Origin of the sequence: Microbulbifer jejuensis (genome assembly GCF_047289955.1) — a bacterium.
Taxonomy (GTDB): domain Bacteria; phylum Pseudomonadota; class Gammaproteobacteria; order Pseudomonadales; family Cellvibrionaceae; genus Microbulbifer.
The window spans coordinates 62,132-77,402 of record NZ_JBLBUB010000022.1; the positions used below are offsets into that span (position 1 = coordinate 62,132).

Genomic DNA, 15,271 nt, shown 5'->3' on the forward strand with positions numbered 1-15,271 from the left:
AAATCCTCGTAAATACCCAAATCTCGAGCTGCTGCGGGACCCGTATAGGCCGCCCCCCGGGAAGGACCCGCGCCGTTGTGAGGTACAGGACGATCACTGGAGCTTGCGCAGCTCGTTATTGATGGAGCGGGTGAGTTCAAGACGGAATCGCTCGCGGGCCTGGCGTTCCATCACCCGCTGCAGGCGCTGACTCTTAAAGGTGCCCCGCGGGCTGGGGCCAATCAGCCCCTTGGTTGTGCCACCCCGTGGCCCCGTCTTGCCTGTGCGCGCCAACACCAGGAGCTTGCCATTGCTCACGCGCTGGATAAATGAGCCGCGGTAGACCTTGGTTTTACCCCAGGCATTGGCTTTCACCCCCGGCGCCTTGTAACCGCCGCGTTTGTTGCGGGCATTGAAATGGTTGGCCTTGCGCTGGCTGGGGCGCACAAACTTAATTAGGTTCTTGGCACGGGCCTTCTTGGCATTCACCACCCCACGCAGGCGGTTGCGATTGGCCAGCTGCAGCTCGTGGTCCTGGCGGATATCTTTCTGCTTGATCGTGGTCTCTTCGGACACGGCCTTGATGGCGGCGGTATTGACCGAGCGCAGGGATTTGTTGATCGCCTGGCTCGCGGCCTTTGCAATCATACCCTGCGCCATCTTACCCAGCTTTTTATCCAGCTGGTCCAGGTCGTGCTTAATTTGCACCTGCTCGCCCCTTATAGGTGGCCAAGGCTTCGCCGATCTTGGTAGGTGCAAAATAGAAAATCATAATCAACCCTTGCGGGTAAGTGATGCGTGCCAGCGCCTCCTCCGCTGCAGAGGCTGCGGCAACCAATGTGGTGGCATCCTGCCCTGGATCGGTCAGAGCTGCCCATATTGATAAGGTACACACCACCAGGGCCAGCAGCAGGTAAACCCCTGTAAACGACAGCGCGATCAATCGGCGGGCGATGTTCTGCCCGCTGGTGGATTTGATCCACTGCAGCAGGAACTCACGCACTCTAGCACTGCGCTCGGCACTGTCAGCCGCTTTCTCCTCGGCTGTATAAAACAGGGCATCGCCGGTTTTAATCAGGGCATCCGCCCCTTTCTCCAGCGCTTTCTCACTCCCCCAAAGGCGGGACCATATACCCATAATGTCAGCTCCTAAGCCGAATTGTTGGATTTGGTGTCTCTATTTTGCTTGTGCTGCTCGCGTATAAAGCGGTTGTGCCGGTTGCGGGTAATGACTGCGTACACATTCCAAACCAGGCCAAGCATGGCAATAATCACCCCCAGCACCTGCAGCGGAGTGACGGGAGTTTGTGTCAAACCCACTCCCATAACGGTGACTATCGCACTTCCGGCTTCCTGTCCACTCATGAAGTCAATTTCTCCAGGTGTAAAAAAACCGGCTCGGTGGCCGGTTTGTTGGTTGGGTGTCTAACAGAGACAACAATCGCAAGGTAACTAATTTATACCCCCAAAACACAGAATTGCTAAAATTGCGCAATCCCCTAACTAACAATAGATCGGGCCTGAGATTGTCCAATTATAATGAATGGCCACCCAGAGAATGGCGTTACACATCTCGTCAATCGGAGCTCACTTTTTTATCGGAGCGATACCAGCACTTCAGGATCACAAAAATTCCTACGGCCTATAGAATTCTCTGTGTACGCTTTAATAGTTTGTTCACAGATAATAAAATAATTTTTTTTCTCTCTGCTACGCCCTACGCGCAACACTCGATACAGGTGGCTGGTTAGGCCTTACCTGACAGGAACTTTCACCCCATAAGAAGCATCAAGTTTAACTTGACGCACTAACGCCTCAAGCACCGGCTTAGTAAAGCTGGCGTCATTTTTGGGACAAAAAAGGTGACAGCTTTACTAAGTCCGTGTGCTTTGACTTGTTACATTTTCATTTCTTATGGGTCGAATCCCAATCATCGATTAGACCTGTCGGAAGCCCATTGATACCGTTAGATCTATAGTGAGCAATTTCAAAACCTTTGTTGGCATACGCCACATCTTGAGGCATGTCATTATCTACCAATATAATCTGACAGAGTTTGCCTTTGTCATCGAACTCTTCAGCAACCGCTACCAATGCATTGAATAAGTTTCTATATTTCTCTGGATCTGCCACACCATCAATATCATTTTCACTGTTAATTTGACTGTCATCTGAATCTTCAGGAGTTTTCCCCAGAAATTTTCCTACAGTGTCGATCATCAATAAGCCTGGAATATTTGTCTCTTTACGCAACTTGTGCAGCAAGATGGACGCCAAGTATGCGATAGAAACGATTGTTCTAAGTCCACCTGAATTAATATTTCTATATTCAATATTTCTGACTTTTGGGAAGAATGTTTTTTCGTCTATTCCTACACCGTGGTGGTTTTTAATCTTTACCTGCTGAATAAATTTATTGACATCTGCTCCTAGATCCTTCAAAACATTATCAATTGACGGGGCGCACTCTTTGAGCTCCTCCAATGTAATTTTTAGTTTCTCGATAGCTCCTTCTATGCGACCTATTTGGTCAGAGAGTGCGGCTTGCTTGTTCCTTACTCGCAGAGAGTGAACTGCCTTTTCTCGACGTCCATCAAGTTGCGCCAATTCTTTGACCATTGCGTCTCGCTCGACTAGATATGGTGAAATAGAATTTGAAAGCTCTTCATCCATTATTTCTCTGGCTTTATTTTTCTCCAGGTATAACTCTGTAAGGAGAGAGTTGGAGGAATCTAAATCTGATCTATTATCAGAAATCAACTGTTTAAGATCTTTCGACCTTCTTTTGATCGATGTCAGCTCGCTTTTTAAGCGTGTGTTATTTGGAATGTCAAATTTGTCGGAAATTTCACCAATTTCGACAATGGTTTCGCAAACAGGACAGCTTGTTTTCTCCTGAATATCTTCACCTATAAACTCTTTGGCTGATAGGCTGGATTCAATTCTCTCAATGTCATTTTGGTAATCGTTGAGGAGTCGGCTAAATCTTTCAATGCTTCGCAAAGCCTTGCTCTTTGCTTCTTCTTGCTGTTCAATATTTAAATTAATTGTGTTGAGGGCATCTTTGAGGCCTTCATATAGTTCATTGTCGCTCGTCATTCGATTATTTAAATCTGAAATCCGAGCTTTCATTTCAATTTTAATGCCGTCTATGTTATTTATTTCTTTATCTAAATCTTCAGCGCCTTTAAATTCAGTCTGAGACAAAAAGTGACTTATAGCAGAATACTGATTTGAAAGCTGTGTCTTCTCTTGCGTTTTGCTTGCTATATCTACTGCTATCTCGGAAATTCCAGAGTCAAGAACATTAAATATGTATCTGAAGACTTCCCTGTTTTTTGTTTCAAGTACATGGTTTCCGATATTTAGCATGCGAGTGCTGCCAACATCGTCTTGATCCAAGTAAATAAACTTGAACAAATCTAGAAAACTAAGCCTAGCCGTTTCTGATGAATCTTTTGATGGAGCCTGCTTTAATCGAACAGCGGGAAGCTCTAGCACCTCAAGAATAAATTCGGAAAAGCTTTTATTTTGATCATCTCCCTTGGCAACACTAGACTTATATTTTTCGGGAAAGGAGTTTGATATTTCAGAGTACTTACAAGAATACACGTCAATATCTCTGGTGGGATTGAAAATATCTCTGCTGATACAATAGGGCGTGCCATTTACCGTTATTTCAAGCACCGCATACTTTACTGATGAAGAAATTTCCTCGTCTATCTTGATTTGCTTTCCACCAAGAAGATAGTAAACAAGCCTAAGTATGCTTGACTTTCCTGTGTCTACATCACCATAAATTATGTTTATTCCGGGATGAAACCTAACTTGATAATCTTTTCGATGTCCGTGCAGTATTAAATTTTTTAAAAGTAAACCTTGAGATAGATCCATTATATTCCCTGTTTTAATGCTGTATTTATATACCTATTGAGTTTGCTAGGGCTCTGCGATTGAAGTGATGAAAGTTGTTCGATAAACAGTTTTATCTTTCGGAAGTACCCATTCTCTAATTTGCTCGCGATAGCTTTTCCAGTACCTGTCAGGTCAAACAAAAATCCTTCTGATCTAGAGTATTCAGACGACAAGTATTTCTTAGATGAAAGTATTTTTATCATGATCAAAAGTCGCTCTCGATCAAAGAGCTCATCAACGTTTGCAGAAAGTGTTTCCACGGTGTAATAGTCGACATCATCAATAGCGATTTGGCGCTTATTTGCCAACATTAGAACTTTGTTCAAGAAGGCTGGCTTAGTGACTAGGAAGTAAAACGATCGTATCTTGTCAATAGTTAGCACTTTCTTGTTTCTGGGAGTTTGTGCAAGGTTTCGGAGTATTAAGAGAAGTATGCCTAAGTTATAGTTCAGCTCTCGCTCTGGTTGAATATATGGAAGTTTATTCACCTTTGCTCTCCGTTAAGAGGTCTCTGAGTGAGTCTATAGACCCGCCTTTTACCCACCAAATATTTTCATCTTTTGAGTTGGCGAGTTGGTGGAGCATTCCTTGTTTGTGGATCGCGTTTATAAACAGAATAAATGTGTCTAAAAAATTTTTATCTTCTCTGATGATTGTTTCATGTACATCCGCCAGCAATAATCCAGAATTTGGGATGCCATCATGAATATATTTCGTGTAGCTAAGCTGATAAATCTTGCGTATTTTTTGGTATAGTTCAGCTAGTCGCCTTTGATCCGAAGTGCTACTAAAAATTTTCCTTATATACTCAGCATTTAAAAAGGCTTCCTTGGCATCTCTTATTGTAGTGTTGTGTATATCGGCAGAGATTAATTTTAAGACAAACAGCTCATCGTCAAAGTCCGCTTCATCTTCAAGTTGTTTGAGTTCGAGTGTAGATATGCCTGGATCATTCTTTTCACAATCTAATATTATTTGTTTGACCGCTATAACGATCGTACTTTCGGAATTCTCGGGTTTTGTAATGCTGGTGTGATCTTCATCTACTGGTATTGCATCCGATTTTTCATTATCTATCGGCACGGCGCTTGTTTTCTTGACAACCGAATCGTGCACACCATAGAAATACTTTGTGGCTGGCCTTAAGCTGGTTTTTAGCCACTTATCATTTATCTTGTGAATAAAATCGTTGAGTGGTGAAAGCCCTTCGATCTGAAGGTTGTCACTTATCAAATTTCCAAAAGTTGCTGCCTCTGCTCCTTGGTGGGGTACAGCCAAAGATATAAAGAGCTTGATCTTTGACGGTGTCTTTTCTTCAATATTTTTTGTAATGGCACTTTTGGTCACCAATCCGCCCATGCTATGAGCAACAACGATAATATTGTCGTAAGTTTGTAGTTTGAATCGAATTTCAGTTCTAAGTAAGTTTCCGATTTCCTCAATGCTTATATTGTTGGACAGTTTTCCATGTGATGTTCTAAACATACGCTTAACCAAAACTGAAACTTTACCGGCCTTAGCGAAAAGATTTAGCAACTTGGTGAAGTACAAAAAGTAGGCTATATCATAATTCTCTGATATTTGTAGATCATCGGTAAATAATTCAGGGAAGGAGCGTGCCTCTCCATTCCGCCAAGTCGCCTCTCCGCCACAAAATCCATGAACAAATAGGATCAGGTTCTTCTTATTTTGCTGAGAAACGAATTCAATCATTTGGCTTTGCCTTTATATGAATCACTAACATATTTTCACATTACTCACTTTGATAAATTTGCCTAAACCTGCTGTAAAATGTAACATTTGAATACTGATCACCATGGCCAGTATCCCAAAAACTACCACCGAACGTAACCCTCGGTATTTAACGAGGATTATCACGCCATACGAATCTACCTTCTTCTTTCCAGTGTGTTCTAGCTTTTATAAAAAAATTGGCGTGCTTTGTACTTGACCGGTGCGCGAATATACATATCACAGCGCTGACGGGCACGGTAACTGCCTTGTTCACTGGTCTTACGGGTCATTGAGCCACCCCCACAAAGCTGCTCACCATGGTCCCCTGGGAGGCGATAGCGATCTCACCTGAGTCCCAGCACTCGGCCAGGCGGCAGGCGATGTCGTGAAGCTCTAGCTCTCCACACTCCATGAGTTCCGCCGTATTGCGGCACAGCTTCAGAAGGAAGGCCTGGGCATAGTCTCGTGCCGTGATGCGACTCTCTATAAACAAATTTATTTGGGTAGTAATGATCAGCAACAGGAAGCGTCTGCTGTGAGCCTCGGGACAGCTACCCAGACCACTGCTATCCGCCTCAGCGTGGCAGCGATAACAAAGGTGTGCAGCCATGGCATCGTGGGGCTTGATTCCCCGGCCCTTGCCGTAGCTGTGGCTGCGCTGGCCCTGGTAGTGGGCCGCCACGGTACTGCCCTCGTTATTACCACAGCGTATACAATCACGGCCTTTGGCCAGCCTCAGTAGTTTTGGGAGGCGGGTGGGCTGCAGGTTCACTTTGTCTCCCTGGGTATCTCCAGCCTGAATAGTGAGACCCTCCATACGTCCTCCCCCAGCAACTCCAGATTGTGGCCTGGGGAAGTAGCTTTCTCCAGGCGTAAAAAAACCGACTCAGTGGCCGGTTTGTTTATTTAGGTGTCAAATGTTGCAGCAAGCGCAACATATCCTAATTTGTCAAATTTTTACTCACCTACTGGCACTAAATATTGATCTAGATTGTGAGCGATTTCTTCTTGTTCTTCAGGGAGAACCTGAAGCCTTATCTGTGTTTCTTGGTTGTTGAGCAGACAGAATAAAGACAAACCGGCATCGTAAGGTAAGAAGCTAGAACCGCAAAACTTGAGTACTTTTCCCTCATCATAGACGTTATGGTCATAGTCTCGGAATGACTTGGCGATACGGTAGCTTAAACCTGCTTTCAAATGGCCATACTTTTTATTGAGATTTTTTTTATTCATGCTCTGGCATTTAACCTTTCTATAATGATCATCACGCTTAATATCGCCTGGCACAACGATAACGATCTTGTAAGGTCGTGTGGGGAGGGCGGGCTAGAAACCCGCCTTTACCCGATTATAAGGCGATGTTAAACAAGAGAGATAACAACTTATAGAACATCACATTAAAACGCCGATCGCAGAACCGATTTTAACTCCTGCTGTTAGAAGAAGTGCCCCGCAAAAAAACATTCCCAGAACTATTAAGCCGGACTTTTCTTTCTCAGCGATACTTGCCCACCATGTTTTGAATTGTGTGACTAAATCCATTTTTTCTCCATAGCTTTATAACATTTAAATACTAATCACCATGGCCACTATTATCCTGATTACTGACCCCGGAATCAATTTTGCGCCGTTTACCTACAATCAGCATTAAAAACAGCTAGTTACATGGATTTGGTGCAATCGTACAAAATATGACCACCCCCTTCAGAGTAAAAAACCGGCTCAGTGGCCGGTTTGGGCAGTTGGGTACTTGGTGCGAGGATTTACGTCTTGCTAGCTAAGTGCCATGCCTGGTACCCACGCCCGCAACAAGGGCGGCCGAAGCATAGCTTAAGCCATCCCGCACAGACCCACAGCATTCTGCCTGTAATTGTTATGAAGTGCGAACAATCAGGCATGTAGGCAACCCAAATTATTAAAAAATTTATTTGCCGTTTTTGGCTGCATATTGAGCCAAAGTACTTTTCCATAGATTCTCAAACTCGCCGACGAAGCTTTTAAAACTTGCTTTCTCGGCATCCATCCTTGCTTCATCGATTGCGTCCGATGAGTTCCATATAGTTGTGCGCTGCTCTTCTCTTTCAGTGGCTTCAGCCACACCATAAACAAAACCCGTGCGGACATCTATTAGAGCACCCGAGGTGGTTGAAGATACAAACGCTTTTTTATTAGGAAGAAATCCTAGAGTTATTGCTGATAAAGGCCCAAGTGGTGTTCCCTCCACATGAAACGCAGTGTCAATGGAGTAAATAAGGATAAGGTCTGTCTTGAGTCGAGCAGCGGACAGCCTGAGGTCTTTAATAGAATCTAATTCTGGAGGAAGAAGTAGCCTACTTAGTGGTGCGACACCTCCAACCATTGCTAGGCTGGATAATTTCACAAAGTCAGATTCATCTTCTATGTCTCGGGTTGTAACGACACTGTAGCGACCTGAGCCATAGCCACTATTTGTTCTAGAGATATAGCCAGACGCCTGAACTCTAGCCACAGCAATACGTGCCGGGAATCCACTAGCGGGCTCAATTTTCATTAGTTCTGCAATATCGACATCTGTTAAGGATGAGATATTTACACCAGAAGCAGGCGTTGTGTATGTAGCGCAGCCTTGTGTCACTGCGATACTTATAGCCATTAATACCATTAAAATTATTCTGTTCATTCAGATTAATACCCCAAACTTTTGGTTTTAGTCTTAAAGTTTATATTGTGGCCACTATTATCCGGATTTCAACCCTGTAAGCAATTCTCCACCAGTTCTCCAAAGTTACTATTCAAATCACGCGATTGAATAAATTTTGTACAATTCAGATCAGAAAGGCGGCTAGTAGCTCCAGACAGTAGGCCGGGTACGCTCACCCGGTATAAGCCCAAGATCATCCAAATGCAGAAATCGCCCCTTGTGTGCTCCCTTCTGCTTTACGCCAATGCCAGTGAACCCTTCCTCCAGCGCGATCCCCAGCAGCTCATAGGCACGCCCACCAGAAACTGATACATCCACAGCCTGACCGGTAGTGTGTGTCATGGTTGAGCCGATACTGGCGCAGTGGTCCCGACAGCGATAACCGGAGGTGATCACCATCGGCTTGTTGAAGCGCACCCTGGCTCTTATCAATCGGCGCAACGTGTCATCCGAGAAGTGGAGTTTCCCGCAACAACGGCAGGACAGCTCAGCTTCCGTGAAGTAGGCGTTATCGATCATGGGATTACCAGATACGAAAAAGCCCGCACTGGGAGGATTAGGAATGAAGATAAGTTGAAACTCCCAACATTTGACAAAATTTTTTGATTAGCGGATACTTTTCACTCGATAAACAAAAAGAGAAAATGATTATGCAAACAGAAACTGATATCCAAGCTGGTCCCGATGCTCGAGTGGATCCCTTTCCTATTGGAAGATAAACATAAGCTAAAACACTTCATGGCTTTTAATAAGCAACGGAGCGTTTAATTCGGGAAGCATTTCTCGAAGCGACTTTTTTGTGAAGCAGTCGCTTTTAAAATTGAAATCTCTTAGCATAAAAAAGCCCCGCCGGATTAATCAGGCGGGGCTTTCAAAAGGGGTATGGTCCCGCTGCGCATACTTCGCGACAGCTTAGCTGAATATAGTACCCGAATGTTGATTTCACTGGATTACCAGAAACGAAAAATCCCGCACTGGGCGGGCTAGGACTAATCAGAACAAAACTCAGATTTAGAATCTACATTGATCCAACCTTCATCGTAATTTACATACCACTTATGGACGAATGTCGAAGTACTCAGGAGATGCATGCTGTGCATTTATTTCATCACAGTTTGAAATAGCGGGCCACGTAAACGTAACTTTTTTATCGGCAATGGTGGCTGATAGAAGCATTGAGTATCCTCTATCTGCCTGCTTGGGATCTTCAAAATCTAATTTACACCACCCATTTTCAACACAGGTCTTATCTGTCGAAAAATATACATTTCCGTCTCTGTGAATAATAAGCCTAGTAACCTTTTCGCCACAGTGTGCTGCATATGCGACATTACTTGAAAGAAATAATGCAGCCACAGAAAAAGCCATAGTTTTTATTAGTTTTGTCATTTACTTTTATCTCTTCAAATTACAGAATCAAAATTTTATAGTTGCAAGCGGGCAACACTATATACTATGGCGCTTTAATTGCCTACGGTTATGAATAAAAAATTACCATTTTGATGCGGGACTTAGATCTGGCTAGTTAAGTGCCATACCTAGCACACACTGCAAACATTAGGATACAGTGACTCTGGAACAAAAATTGAATTTTGGACATAAAAAAGCCCCGCCGGCATAACCAGACGGGGCTTTCAAAGGGGGGGGTATGGTCCCGCTGCGCATACTTCGCGACAGCTTAGCTTAGGATAGTAGATACACGTGCGCACTGTCAATACATACAGACTGTATTAAAAGTCAGTTATGCGGCATTCTGCGCTAAAAGAAACGCTTCCACTGTTCCCTCAATCATTCGACACATATTTACCACCCAGGTTTTACCCTGGCCAACCTTCTTGCACATATCCTGCATTTCCCACCGGTAGTAATACCGCAACCAAAAAACCTTCCTCTCCAGCGCAGCCTTCTCCTTGTCCTGGCGCCTGGCTATCACATTCAGGTAGGCCAATACTGCAGCATCCGTGAGTGCTGCTCTCTCGTAATCTATCGGGTCCGGGCTCTCCCTGCGCCCTGATAGCATCCTTCGGCCAAATGCCGCCATACGGGGCCAGCTCACCGAGTCCCCTGCACGTTCAGGATAGGCCCTGGACCACTCCCACAAGCGCTCGCGAATGCTGATTTCATTGACCATCTTTCCCCCTATCACGATCAACTAAAGAATTGCCGGAATCTCTTAGGCAGCTCAACTTGGCTCACTCCAGCACCTCCGCAATCAGTACCCGGGTGTAGCCCTGTCCGCGCTTGGCCGGCGCCTGGGTGACTCGGCGCTTAACCACGCACTGGTTGTTGTCGTTCTCGATCAGGCCCAGGCCGTGGGGATTGGTCCGGCTGGGCTTTTCCAGCACATCGATCAGCAGCTTTGTGCCACCCTGCAGGTTGTCATCGTCCAATTCACCGGCAGATCCGCGCTCAATCTCGATATACACCTGTGCCAAGGGTTCATTGGGTCGGCGCTGACCGCTTCTCACCAGAGCTGCCGCTACTTCCATGGCCAGCTGCTTTTTCACTGCCCTGCGCTTTCTCCAGTGCATCCGCAACAACTGGTTATTGGATGGCGTGGCCTGGGGCAAGGTGAATTCCAGAGTGCGCATTTGATTTACTCTGCCGCTTCCGTAAACAGGGATTTCAGGCTGTCCAGGGTCTGGCGTCCAACCACCTTGGATCGCTCCTGGGCACTCTGGTCGGGTAGTTTCCTGGGCTCAAACGCCCGGAATATGTGTTCTCCAGGAGCCGGTATACACATGCCGACAAACTCCGCGTAGTTGGGTGGCCAGCTGTCGATTTCACCCTGCCGGGCCGCTTCCTGGTTTCTGTACTCGACATAATTCATTCCGCGGCGCCAGGCCATCTCGCTCAGTTCTTGAGTCTTCTTCGCCCACAGCATGAAATCCTCGCTGTAGCAGCCAGCAATCTCATCCGCTTCGGAGTCATACAGGGTATGCTGGGACGACCACTTGTGGCCGTACAACTGGGTCATGCGTTTCCACAGGGCCAGCAGCAGCGCTTCGTGCCTGGGCTCTAGCGGCTGCGGCGTTGATCTGGCGGTGTTGCTGCTGGAGGCGGTTTCCAGAGCCTGGCGGATGGGTTCCATGGGGTTTTCCTTGCTTGGGAAGCGGGAATTCGTCCTGCCAGTGCAGGTCGGGGCCGAAGAAGGTTTTGGCCTGTTTCACATAGCGGGTGCCGGTGTCACCGGTCGCCTCGCAGTACCTGGCATACCGCACCAGACCGGCTCGGATGGGTTCAAACGGGAATTTTTTTCGCAGGGTGCGGTATGACTTCAGCGCCCCGGCTCTGGGGTTGCCACCGGCTCGCATCGGGTAAATCTCCCAGAGTTGAGTAAATTCCTGCTCGATGGGATCGGGTTGATCAGTAGGCGGATCACTCGAAAGATCACCAGTGTTTGTATTCTGATCTTGGTTAACTGATAAATTGGTATACTGATACGTCGGATTTTTTTCCGACCCTAGCTCGGATATTTTTCCGAGGTTGCTCGGATTTTTTTCCGACCCTCGGATATTTTTCCGAGGTAAGTCGGGTTTTTCCCCGAGATTACTCGGATTTTTCTCCGGCCCTCGGATATTTTTCCGCGGTACCTCGGATTTTTTTCCGACCTCAGCCTTGTTCCACTGAAGCCCCTTCTCCGTCACCCGGTAGTGATCACCGCCATTGATTACTTTTCGTTCAATCAGACCCTTGCGGATCAGCTGTGAACCCAACCGGTAAACGGTATCGCGCTTGTCAGAGAGAATAGGCAACTCATCGATGATCTTGCCCTTGCTGAGATACCAGTAGCCACCCTGTTTGTCTGCCCAATAAGCTGCATTCAGGATGAAAGAGAACAATGTGGCCTGCTGAAGGTTCAGCTCCCACTCGATACTCTTGGCCTGGTTAATGGAGAGCGTTAATTCCACTTTCGCCTCCGTCCGCTCCTGCGGCTCTTCAATGGTTTTGATAGTGTCCGTTACATCAAAAAACTGCCGATCTCTCCCGGCTGTCACACCACTCCCCAGGTGACGGGTTTCCCGGTACACTGCGGGCTTTCACACCAACAGCAACACAGATTTCCCTATGGAAGATTCATTCGAGCGCATTGCCGCAGATATCCTGATCGCCTCCATTCAACGCGGTGGCGGAAATTCCCCTCACTGGCCATCTGGTGAGATGATCGAAGGCGACTCCGAAAAACTTGCCAATGCCTTTGAAGTGATTTACGACGCAGTAAGCAATGCGCACAAAAACAAGTAATTGGACTTCTCTTTCCTGTATGGAAACCCATGGCTGGTGGTTGATTAACCGGTACTCTCCTTGCCCCTATAATCAGTAACTAGGCTGGCAGTGAGAACGGAGGCTGCGACACTCCCTTGCTCCTCTGGCACCGGACCAAAAATATCCGGACGCAAGTCATAGCGAGTTACGACGCCATTGGTTGCCTGCTCAATCCTTCGACAATGGCGAGGAGGTACCTTGCGAGCCCCTCTGTACCACTGCGATACACACGCTGGTGGAATTTTCAGCATGTCAGCGATTTTTTTCTGCGTTCCCAGTAGGGAGATGGCCTTGGTAATTGCGTTCATATGAAAACGTTAGCATCTGCTATCGACTTTTACAATAGCAAACGTCAATTTACGTTTTGCTAATATCTGAAAGAATTACAGGATGGAAATAAGTGATATCAGGCGAGATAACCTCCGCCAACTGGTTGACCAGTACAAAAGCAAAGCAGCATTCGGGCGCCGCTATGGGGTGGATCCAACCTATGTTTCTCAGCTCCTGAATAAGCATCGAAATTTTGGAGAAAAGGCCGCTCGAAACATGGAGGGAAAGCTGAAGCTAAAGCCCCTTACTCTAGACAAGCCAATTGGAGAGGGCTCTAGCGTTAGACAAGAGCCAGCTGTCCACAACTTCTCCAATGTAGTCCCAGTTTCAGATAGCTATGGCAGAGTACCACTGATCAGCTGGGTGCAAGCTGGTGAATTCTGTGAGGCTGTAAACCCATTTGAACCAGGAGATGCAGAAGATTGGTTGCCTTGCCCATGCGCCCATTCAGATAGGACTTTCGCTGTTCGTGTTCAGGGCGACTCGATGACCAGCCCTTACCCAGGCCATCACTCTTATCCGCCTGGCACTATCATTTATGTCGACCCTAACGTGGATGTAACCAACGGCTGTAGAGTGGTCGCAAGAATAGATGGTGAAGCAACCTTCAAAACTTACGCTGAAGATATGGGGCGGAAATATCTTCGCCCAATCAACCCAGGTTATGAGTCCAGAGACATTACAGAGCTATCAGTTGAAGTCTGCGGCGTAGTAATTGGTTCATGGATTCCTGAACGACTAAAAGTTCCGTAACCACCAATTCAGCCCCTCCAGCTAAATTGATACATACCCTGCCATTTAGAATGGGGGAGTCGAACACTTTGCCATACCCTCCATTGCCTTTCGTGTATTTACTCGCAACCTGCTATCTCGTCGCCACAGCAAAGGGCAGCGCAAACTAAGCCAACTATTTTCCTGGCACCATTTCCCACATCAAATAGCAAATGCTATTGCATATATACGATAGCATTTGCTATTGTTTATGATAGCAACATACAGAGAGTAGCCATGCACGCCACCAGCTCACCCCCTAAGTACAGGAAACTGGCCCCCCGCCAGGCAGAAGCCCTGACACACCGCGCCCGCGGGCTTAGCAATGCTGAAACCGCCGCCGCTATGCACTGCTCTATCGCCAATGTCACCAACCTCCTCAGCGAATGCTTCTTTAAATTGCACGCCCGTAACAGTACCGATGCCGTCGCTAAAGCCATTAAACACGGCCTGATCCAGTTCGGCCTGCTCGCCTCCATTCTCGTCAGCGCCGGCACCGATTCCCAGGAACAACTCCGTACCCGATTCCAGCGCAAACCCACCATTAAAACTGTTCGCATACGTAACCAGGGGGAGAACACCGTATGAAGCGCATCAAATTTATAACAGCCCCAATCACCGACTCAGGGAAAAACCCCGATAGGCCAGTGGTCGGCATGGAAACCGTTGTGCTGCAGGGCGAACCGTCACTCCCAGGGGATGTGGCCCTGGGGGATATGACCTGCTGCCGCAATTTGGACGGGGCATTGGATTATCACGCGGTCCTAAACGTCACCTACAACATTTTTCCCAATGTCGTGGGTTCAGGCCTGGCACAAGGTTTCGGGGAAAACCGCACAGAAGCCATACAAAACGCCCTCAGCAAAAGCCGGGAAGCTGCAACTGATTACCTCGCAGCCCTCGATCACCTTGCAAAGCAAATCAATGAGAGCGAGTTCGCATGAACTCTGAAGCGGTTTCACCACCGGACTACAGCGCCCACGCCTTTCTGGAAAAAGCCGCTCAGCATATGCGCGACCGTGCAGAACAACGTGATTCGGAAAACGGCGAGCGCTCCATGGCCAAAACCGTTACCGCATTCAATGCCCTCTACGGGTTTGATCTCACGGAAGAGCAGGGATGGCTGTTTATGGTGCTGCTCAAACAGTCCCGCGCAAGCTGCGGGGTGTTTGTACCAGACGACTATGAAGACGGTGCTGCCTACTTTGCCCTGGCCGGTGAAGCCGCAGCAAAGAACAGGAGCTAAAAAATTTCCACCGCGCCCCTGGCGCATTCAGTCAGCTGTACCCCCAAGCTTAGGGCCTTTGGTACTGGGCCCCTTTTTAAAAGGAGCAATATTCAATGAGGCGATACGCAGTTTTTTGCGGTAGCTACAACCTGATGATAGGTGGCGCAAAAGATTTATTGGAGTCATTCGAAACCCTAGAGAAGGCAAAAGAAAAAGTTGAGCAAATTCCCAAAGAAAATTCCTTTGCTAACTGGGTACAAATCTTCGACAAAGAAACCGAAGAAGTAACCGTTTATACCATCGTTGACGGCAAGTTAAAGGAAAGGAAAAACGAATAATCACACCCCTAAATAACTCCCTCAGCCCGC

Annotated in this window: 23 protein-coding genes; 6 read left to right on the forward strand and 17 right to left on the reverse strand. The window is 46.9% G+C overall.

The window, feature by feature from the left end:
* Positions 1-93 precede the first annotated feature (93 nt).
* The 16 genes from ACL7TT_RS14640 to ACL7TT_RS14715 form a co-directional block, all read right to left on the reverse strand.
* The gene (locus tag ACL7TT_RS14640; protein WP_413396475.1) at positions 94-687 is read right to left on the reverse strand and encodes a phage tail protein; all 594 of its coding nucleotides are present in this window, start codon (positions 685-687) and stop codon (positions 94-96) included.
* Positions 677-1,117, reverse strand: a complete 441-nt coding sequence (locus ACL7TT_RS14645) for a hypothetical protein (protein WP_413396477.1) — start codon at positions 1,115-1,117, stop codon at positions 677-679. Before ACL7TT_RS14645 ends, ACL7TT_RS14640 begins: the two co-directional genes overlap by 11 nt.
* 11 nt (positions 1,118-1,128) lie before the next feature.
* Positions 1,129-1,344, reverse strand: coding sequence for a hypothetical protein (locus ACL7TT_RS14650; protein ID WP_413396479.1), 216 nt, complete (start codon positions 1,342-1,344; stop codon positions 1,129-1,131).
* Between the two features lie 540 nt (positions 1,345-1,884).
* Positions 1,885-3,873, reverse strand: coding sequence for a hypothetical protein (locus ACL7TT_RS14655; protein ID WP_413396481.1), 1,989 nt, complete (start codon positions 3,871-3,873; stop codon positions 1,885-1,887).
* Positions 3,873-4,382 carry an ABC-three component system middle component 4 gene (locus ACL7TT_RS14660; protein WP_413396483.1) on the reverse strand — a complete coding sequence of 170 codons (510 nt, stop codon included), beginning with the start codon at positions 4,380-4,382 and terminating at the stop codon, positions 3,873-3,875. Before ACL7TT_RS14660 ends, ACL7TT_RS14655 begins: the two co-directional genes overlap by 1 nt.
* The gene (locus ACL7TT_RS14665) at positions 4,375-5,607 is read right to left on the reverse strand and encodes an ABC-three component system protein (RefSeq protein ID WP_413396485.1); all 1,233 of its coding nucleotides are present in this window, start codon (positions 5,605-5,607) and stop codon (positions 4,375-4,377) included. Before ACL7TT_RS14665 ends, ACL7TT_RS14660 begins: the two co-directional genes overlap by 8 nt.
* Positions 5,608-5,914: 307 nt before the next feature.
* A complete protein-coding gene (locus tag ACL7TT_RS14670; protein WP_413396487.1) occupies positions 5,915-6,445 on the reverse strand; it encodes a hypothetical protein in 531 nt (176 codons plus the stop codon).
* Between the two features lie 140 nt (positions 6,446-6,585).
* A complete protein-coding gene (locus ACL7TT_RS14675; RefSeq protein WP_413396489.1) occupies positions 6,586-6,915 on the reverse strand; it encodes a hypothetical protein in 330 nt (109 codons plus the stop codon).
* A 105-nt stretch (positions 6,916-7,020) separates the two neighbouring features.
* Positions 7,021-7,170, reverse strand: coding sequence for a hypothetical protein (locus ACL7TT_RS14680; protein ID WP_306040225.1), 150 nt, complete (start codon positions 7,168-7,170; stop codon positions 7,021-7,023).
* Between the two features lie 382 nt (positions 7,171-7,552).
* Entirely contained in the window at positions 7,553-8,287 is a 735-nt protein-coding gene (locus tag ACL7TT_RS14685) for a hypothetical protein (protein WP_413396491.1), read from the reverse strand.
* A gap of 162 nt (positions 8,288-8,449) precedes the next feature.
* Positions 8,450-8,827, reverse strand: coding sequence for a D-Ala-D-Ala carboxypeptidase family metallohydrolase (locus ACL7TT_RS14690; RefSeq protein ID WP_413396493.1), 378 nt, complete (start codon positions 8,825-8,827; stop codon positions 8,450-8,452).
* A 537-nt stretch (positions 8,828-9,364) separates the two neighbouring features.
* The gene (locus ACL7TT_RS14695) at positions 9,365-9,697 is read right to left on the reverse strand and encodes a hypothetical protein (protein ID WP_413396495.1); all 333 of its coding nucleotides are present in this window, start codon (positions 9,695-9,697) and stop codon (positions 9,365-9,367) included.
* Between the two features lie 352 nt (positions 9,698-10,049).
* Positions 10,050-10,439 (reverse strand): hypothetical protein, encoded by a 390-nt coding sequence (locus tag ACL7TT_RS14700; RefSeq protein ID WP_413396497.1) that lies wholly within the window; start codon positions 10,437-10,439, stop codon positions 10,050-10,052.
* A 61-nt stretch (positions 10,440-10,500) separates the two neighbouring features.
* The gene (locus ACL7TT_RS14705; protein WP_306043057.1) at positions 10,501-10,899 is read right to left on the reverse strand and encodes a hypothetical protein; all 399 of its coding nucleotides are present in this window, start codon (positions 10,897-10,899) and stop codon (positions 10,501-10,503) included.
* Positions 10,900-10,904: 5 nt separating this feature from the next.
* A complete protein-coding gene (locus ACL7TT_RS14710) occupies positions 10,905-11,285 on the reverse strand; it encodes a hypothetical protein (protein WP_413396499.1) in 381 nt (126 codons plus the stop codon).
* Positions 11,236-12,306 (reverse strand): hypothetical protein, encoded by a 1,071-nt coding sequence (locus tag ACL7TT_RS14715; protein ID WP_413396501.1) that lies wholly within the window; start codon positions 12,304-12,306, stop codon positions 11,236-11,238. The genes ACL7TT_RS14710 and ACL7TT_RS14715 overlap by 50 nt, the downstream gene beginning before the upstream one ends.
* 70 nt (positions 12,307-12,376) lie before the next feature.
* Here ACL7TT_RS14715 and ACL7TT_RS14720 point away from each other — a divergent pair, with 70 nt between their 5' ends.
* Positions 12,377-12,553 carry a hypothetical protein gene (locus tag ACL7TT_RS14720; RefSeq protein ID WP_413396503.1) on the forward strand — a complete coding sequence of 59 codons (177 nt, stop codon included), beginning with the start codon at positions 12,377-12,379 and terminating at the stop codon, positions 12,551-12,553.
* Positions 12,554-12,597: 44 nt separating this feature from the next.
* Here the strand turns inward: ACL7TT_RS14720 and ACL7TT_RS14725 are convergent, their stop codons facing one another.
* A complete protein-coding gene (locus tag ACL7TT_RS14725; RefSeq protein ID WP_413396504.1) occupies positions 12,598-12,882 on the reverse strand; it encodes a transcriptional regulator in 285 nt (94 codons plus the stop codon).
* Positions 12,883-12,964: 82 nt separating this feature from the next.
* Here ACL7TT_RS14725 and ACL7TT_RS14730 point away from each other — a divergent pair, with 82 nt between their 5' ends.
* From ACL7TT_RS14730 to ACL7TT_RS14750, 5 genes are all read left to right on the forward strand, one after another.
* On the forward strand, positions 12,965-13,657 hold the full coding sequence (locus ACL7TT_RS14730) for a LexA family protein (protein WP_413396506.1): 693 nt from the start codon (positions 12,965-12,967) through the stop codon (positions 13,655-13,657).
* A 255-nt stretch (positions 13,658-13,912) separates the two neighbouring features.
* On the forward strand, positions 13,913-14,263 hold the full coding sequence (locus ACL7TT_RS14735; protein ID WP_413396508.1) for a response regulator transcription factor: 351 nt from the start codon (positions 13,913-13,915) through the stop codon (positions 14,261-14,263).
* Positions 14,260-14,619, forward strand: a complete 360-nt coding sequence (locus ACL7TT_RS14740; RefSeq protein WP_413396510.1) for a hypothetical protein — start codon at positions 14,260-14,262, stop codon at positions 14,617-14,619. Before ACL7TT_RS14735 ends, ACL7TT_RS14740 begins: the two co-directional genes overlap by 4 nt.
* Complete coding sequence (locus ACL7TT_RS14745; RefSeq protein WP_413396511.1) at positions 14,616-14,921, forward strand: DUF6378 domain-containing protein; 306 nt, start codon at positions 14,616-14,618, stop codon at positions 14,919-14,921. The genes ACL7TT_RS14740 and ACL7TT_RS14745 overlap by 4 nt, the downstream gene beginning before the upstream one ends.
* 95 nt (positions 14,922-15,016) lie before the next feature.
* Complete coding sequence (locus ACL7TT_RS14750) at positions 15,017-15,241, forward strand: hypothetical protein (RefSeq protein ID WP_413396513.1); 225 nt, start codon at positions 15,017-15,019, stop codon at positions 15,239-15,241.
* Positions 15,242-15,271: the final 30 nt, after the last annotated feature.

Excerpts from the sequence above, each read along its gene's own strand:
- ACL7TT_RS14645 (WP_413396477.1), bottom strand. The coding sequence starts at position 1,117 with ATGGGTATATGGTCCCGCCTTTGGGGGAGTGAGAAAGCGCTGGAGAAA.
- ACL7TT_RS14650 (WP_413396479.1), bottom strand. The coding sequence starts at position 1,344 with ATGAGTGGACAGGAAGCCGGAAGTGCGATAGTCACCGTTATGGGAGTG.
- ACL7TT_RS14655 (WP_413396481.1), bottom strand. The coding sequence starts at position 3,873 with ATGGATCTATCTCAAGGTTTACTTTTAAAAAATTTAATACTGCACGGA.
- ACL7TT_RS14665 (WP_413396485.1), bottom strand. The coding sequence starts at position 5,607 with ATGATTGAATTCGTTTCTCAGCAAAATAAGAAGAACCTGATCCTATTT.
- ACL7TT_RS14670 (WP_413396487.1), bottom strand. The coding sequence starts at position 6,445 with ATGGAGGGTCTCACTATTCAGGCTGGAGATACCCAGGGAGACAAAGTG.
- ACL7TT_RS14680 (WP_306040225.1), bottom strand. The coding sequence starts at position 7,170 with ATGGATTTAGTCACACAATTCAAAACATGGTGGGCAAGTATCGCTGAG.
- ACL7TT_RS14685 (WP_413396491.1), bottom strand. The coding sequence starts at position 8,287 with ATGAACAGAATAATTTTAATGGTATTAATGGCTATAAGTATCGCAGTG.
- ACL7TT_RS14690 (WP_413396493.1), bottom strand. The coding sequence starts at position 8,827 with ATGATCGATAACGCCTACTTCACGGAAGCTGAGCTGTCCTGCCGTTGT.
- ACL7TT_RS14695 (WP_413396495.1), bottom strand. The coding sequence starts at position 9,697 with ATGACAAAACTAATAAAAACTATGGCTTTTTCTGTGGCTGCATTATTT.
- ACL7TT_RS14700 (WP_413396497.1), bottom strand. The coding sequence starts at position 10,439 with ATGGTCAATGAAATCAGCATTCGCGAGCGCTTGTGGGAGTGGTCCAGG.
- ACL7TT_RS14705 (WP_306043057.1), bottom strand. The coding sequence starts at position 10,899 with ATGCGCACTCTGGAATTCACCTTGCCCCAGGCCACGCCATCCAATAAC.
- ACL7TT_RS14710 (WP_413396499.1), bottom strand. The coding sequence starts at position 11,285 with ATGACCCAGTTGTACGGCCACAAGTGGTCGTCCCAGCATACCCTGTAT.
- ACL7TT_RS14720 (WP_413396503.1), top strand. The coding sequence starts at position 12,377 with ATGGAAGATTCATTCGAGCGCATTGCCGCAGATATCCTGATCGCCTCC.
- ACL7TT_RS14725 (WP_413396504.1), bottom strand. The coding sequence starts at position 12,882 with ATGAACGCAATTACCAAGGCCATCTCCCTACTGGGAACGCAGAAAAAA.
- ACL7TT_RS14730 (WP_413396506.1), top strand. The coding sequence starts at position 12,965 with ATGGAAATAAGTGATATCAGGCGAGATAACCTCCGCCAACTGGTTGAC.
- ACL7TT_RS14735 (WP_413396508.1), top strand. The coding sequence starts at position 13,913 with ATGCACGCCACCAGCTCACCCCCTAAGTACAGGAAACTGGCCCCCCGC.
- ACL7TT_RS14740 (WP_413396510.1), top strand. The coding sequence starts at position 14,260 with ATGAAGCGCATCAAATTTATAACAGCCCCAATCACCGACTCAGGGAAA.
- ACL7TT_RS14745 (WP_413396511.1), top strand. The coding sequence starts at position 14,616 with ATGAACTCTGAAGCGGTTTCACCACCGGACTACAGCGCCCACGCCTTT.
- ACL7TT_RS14750 (WP_413396513.1), top strand. The coding sequence starts at position 15,017 with ATGAGGCGATACGCAGTTTTTTGCGGTAGCTACAACCTGATGATAGGT.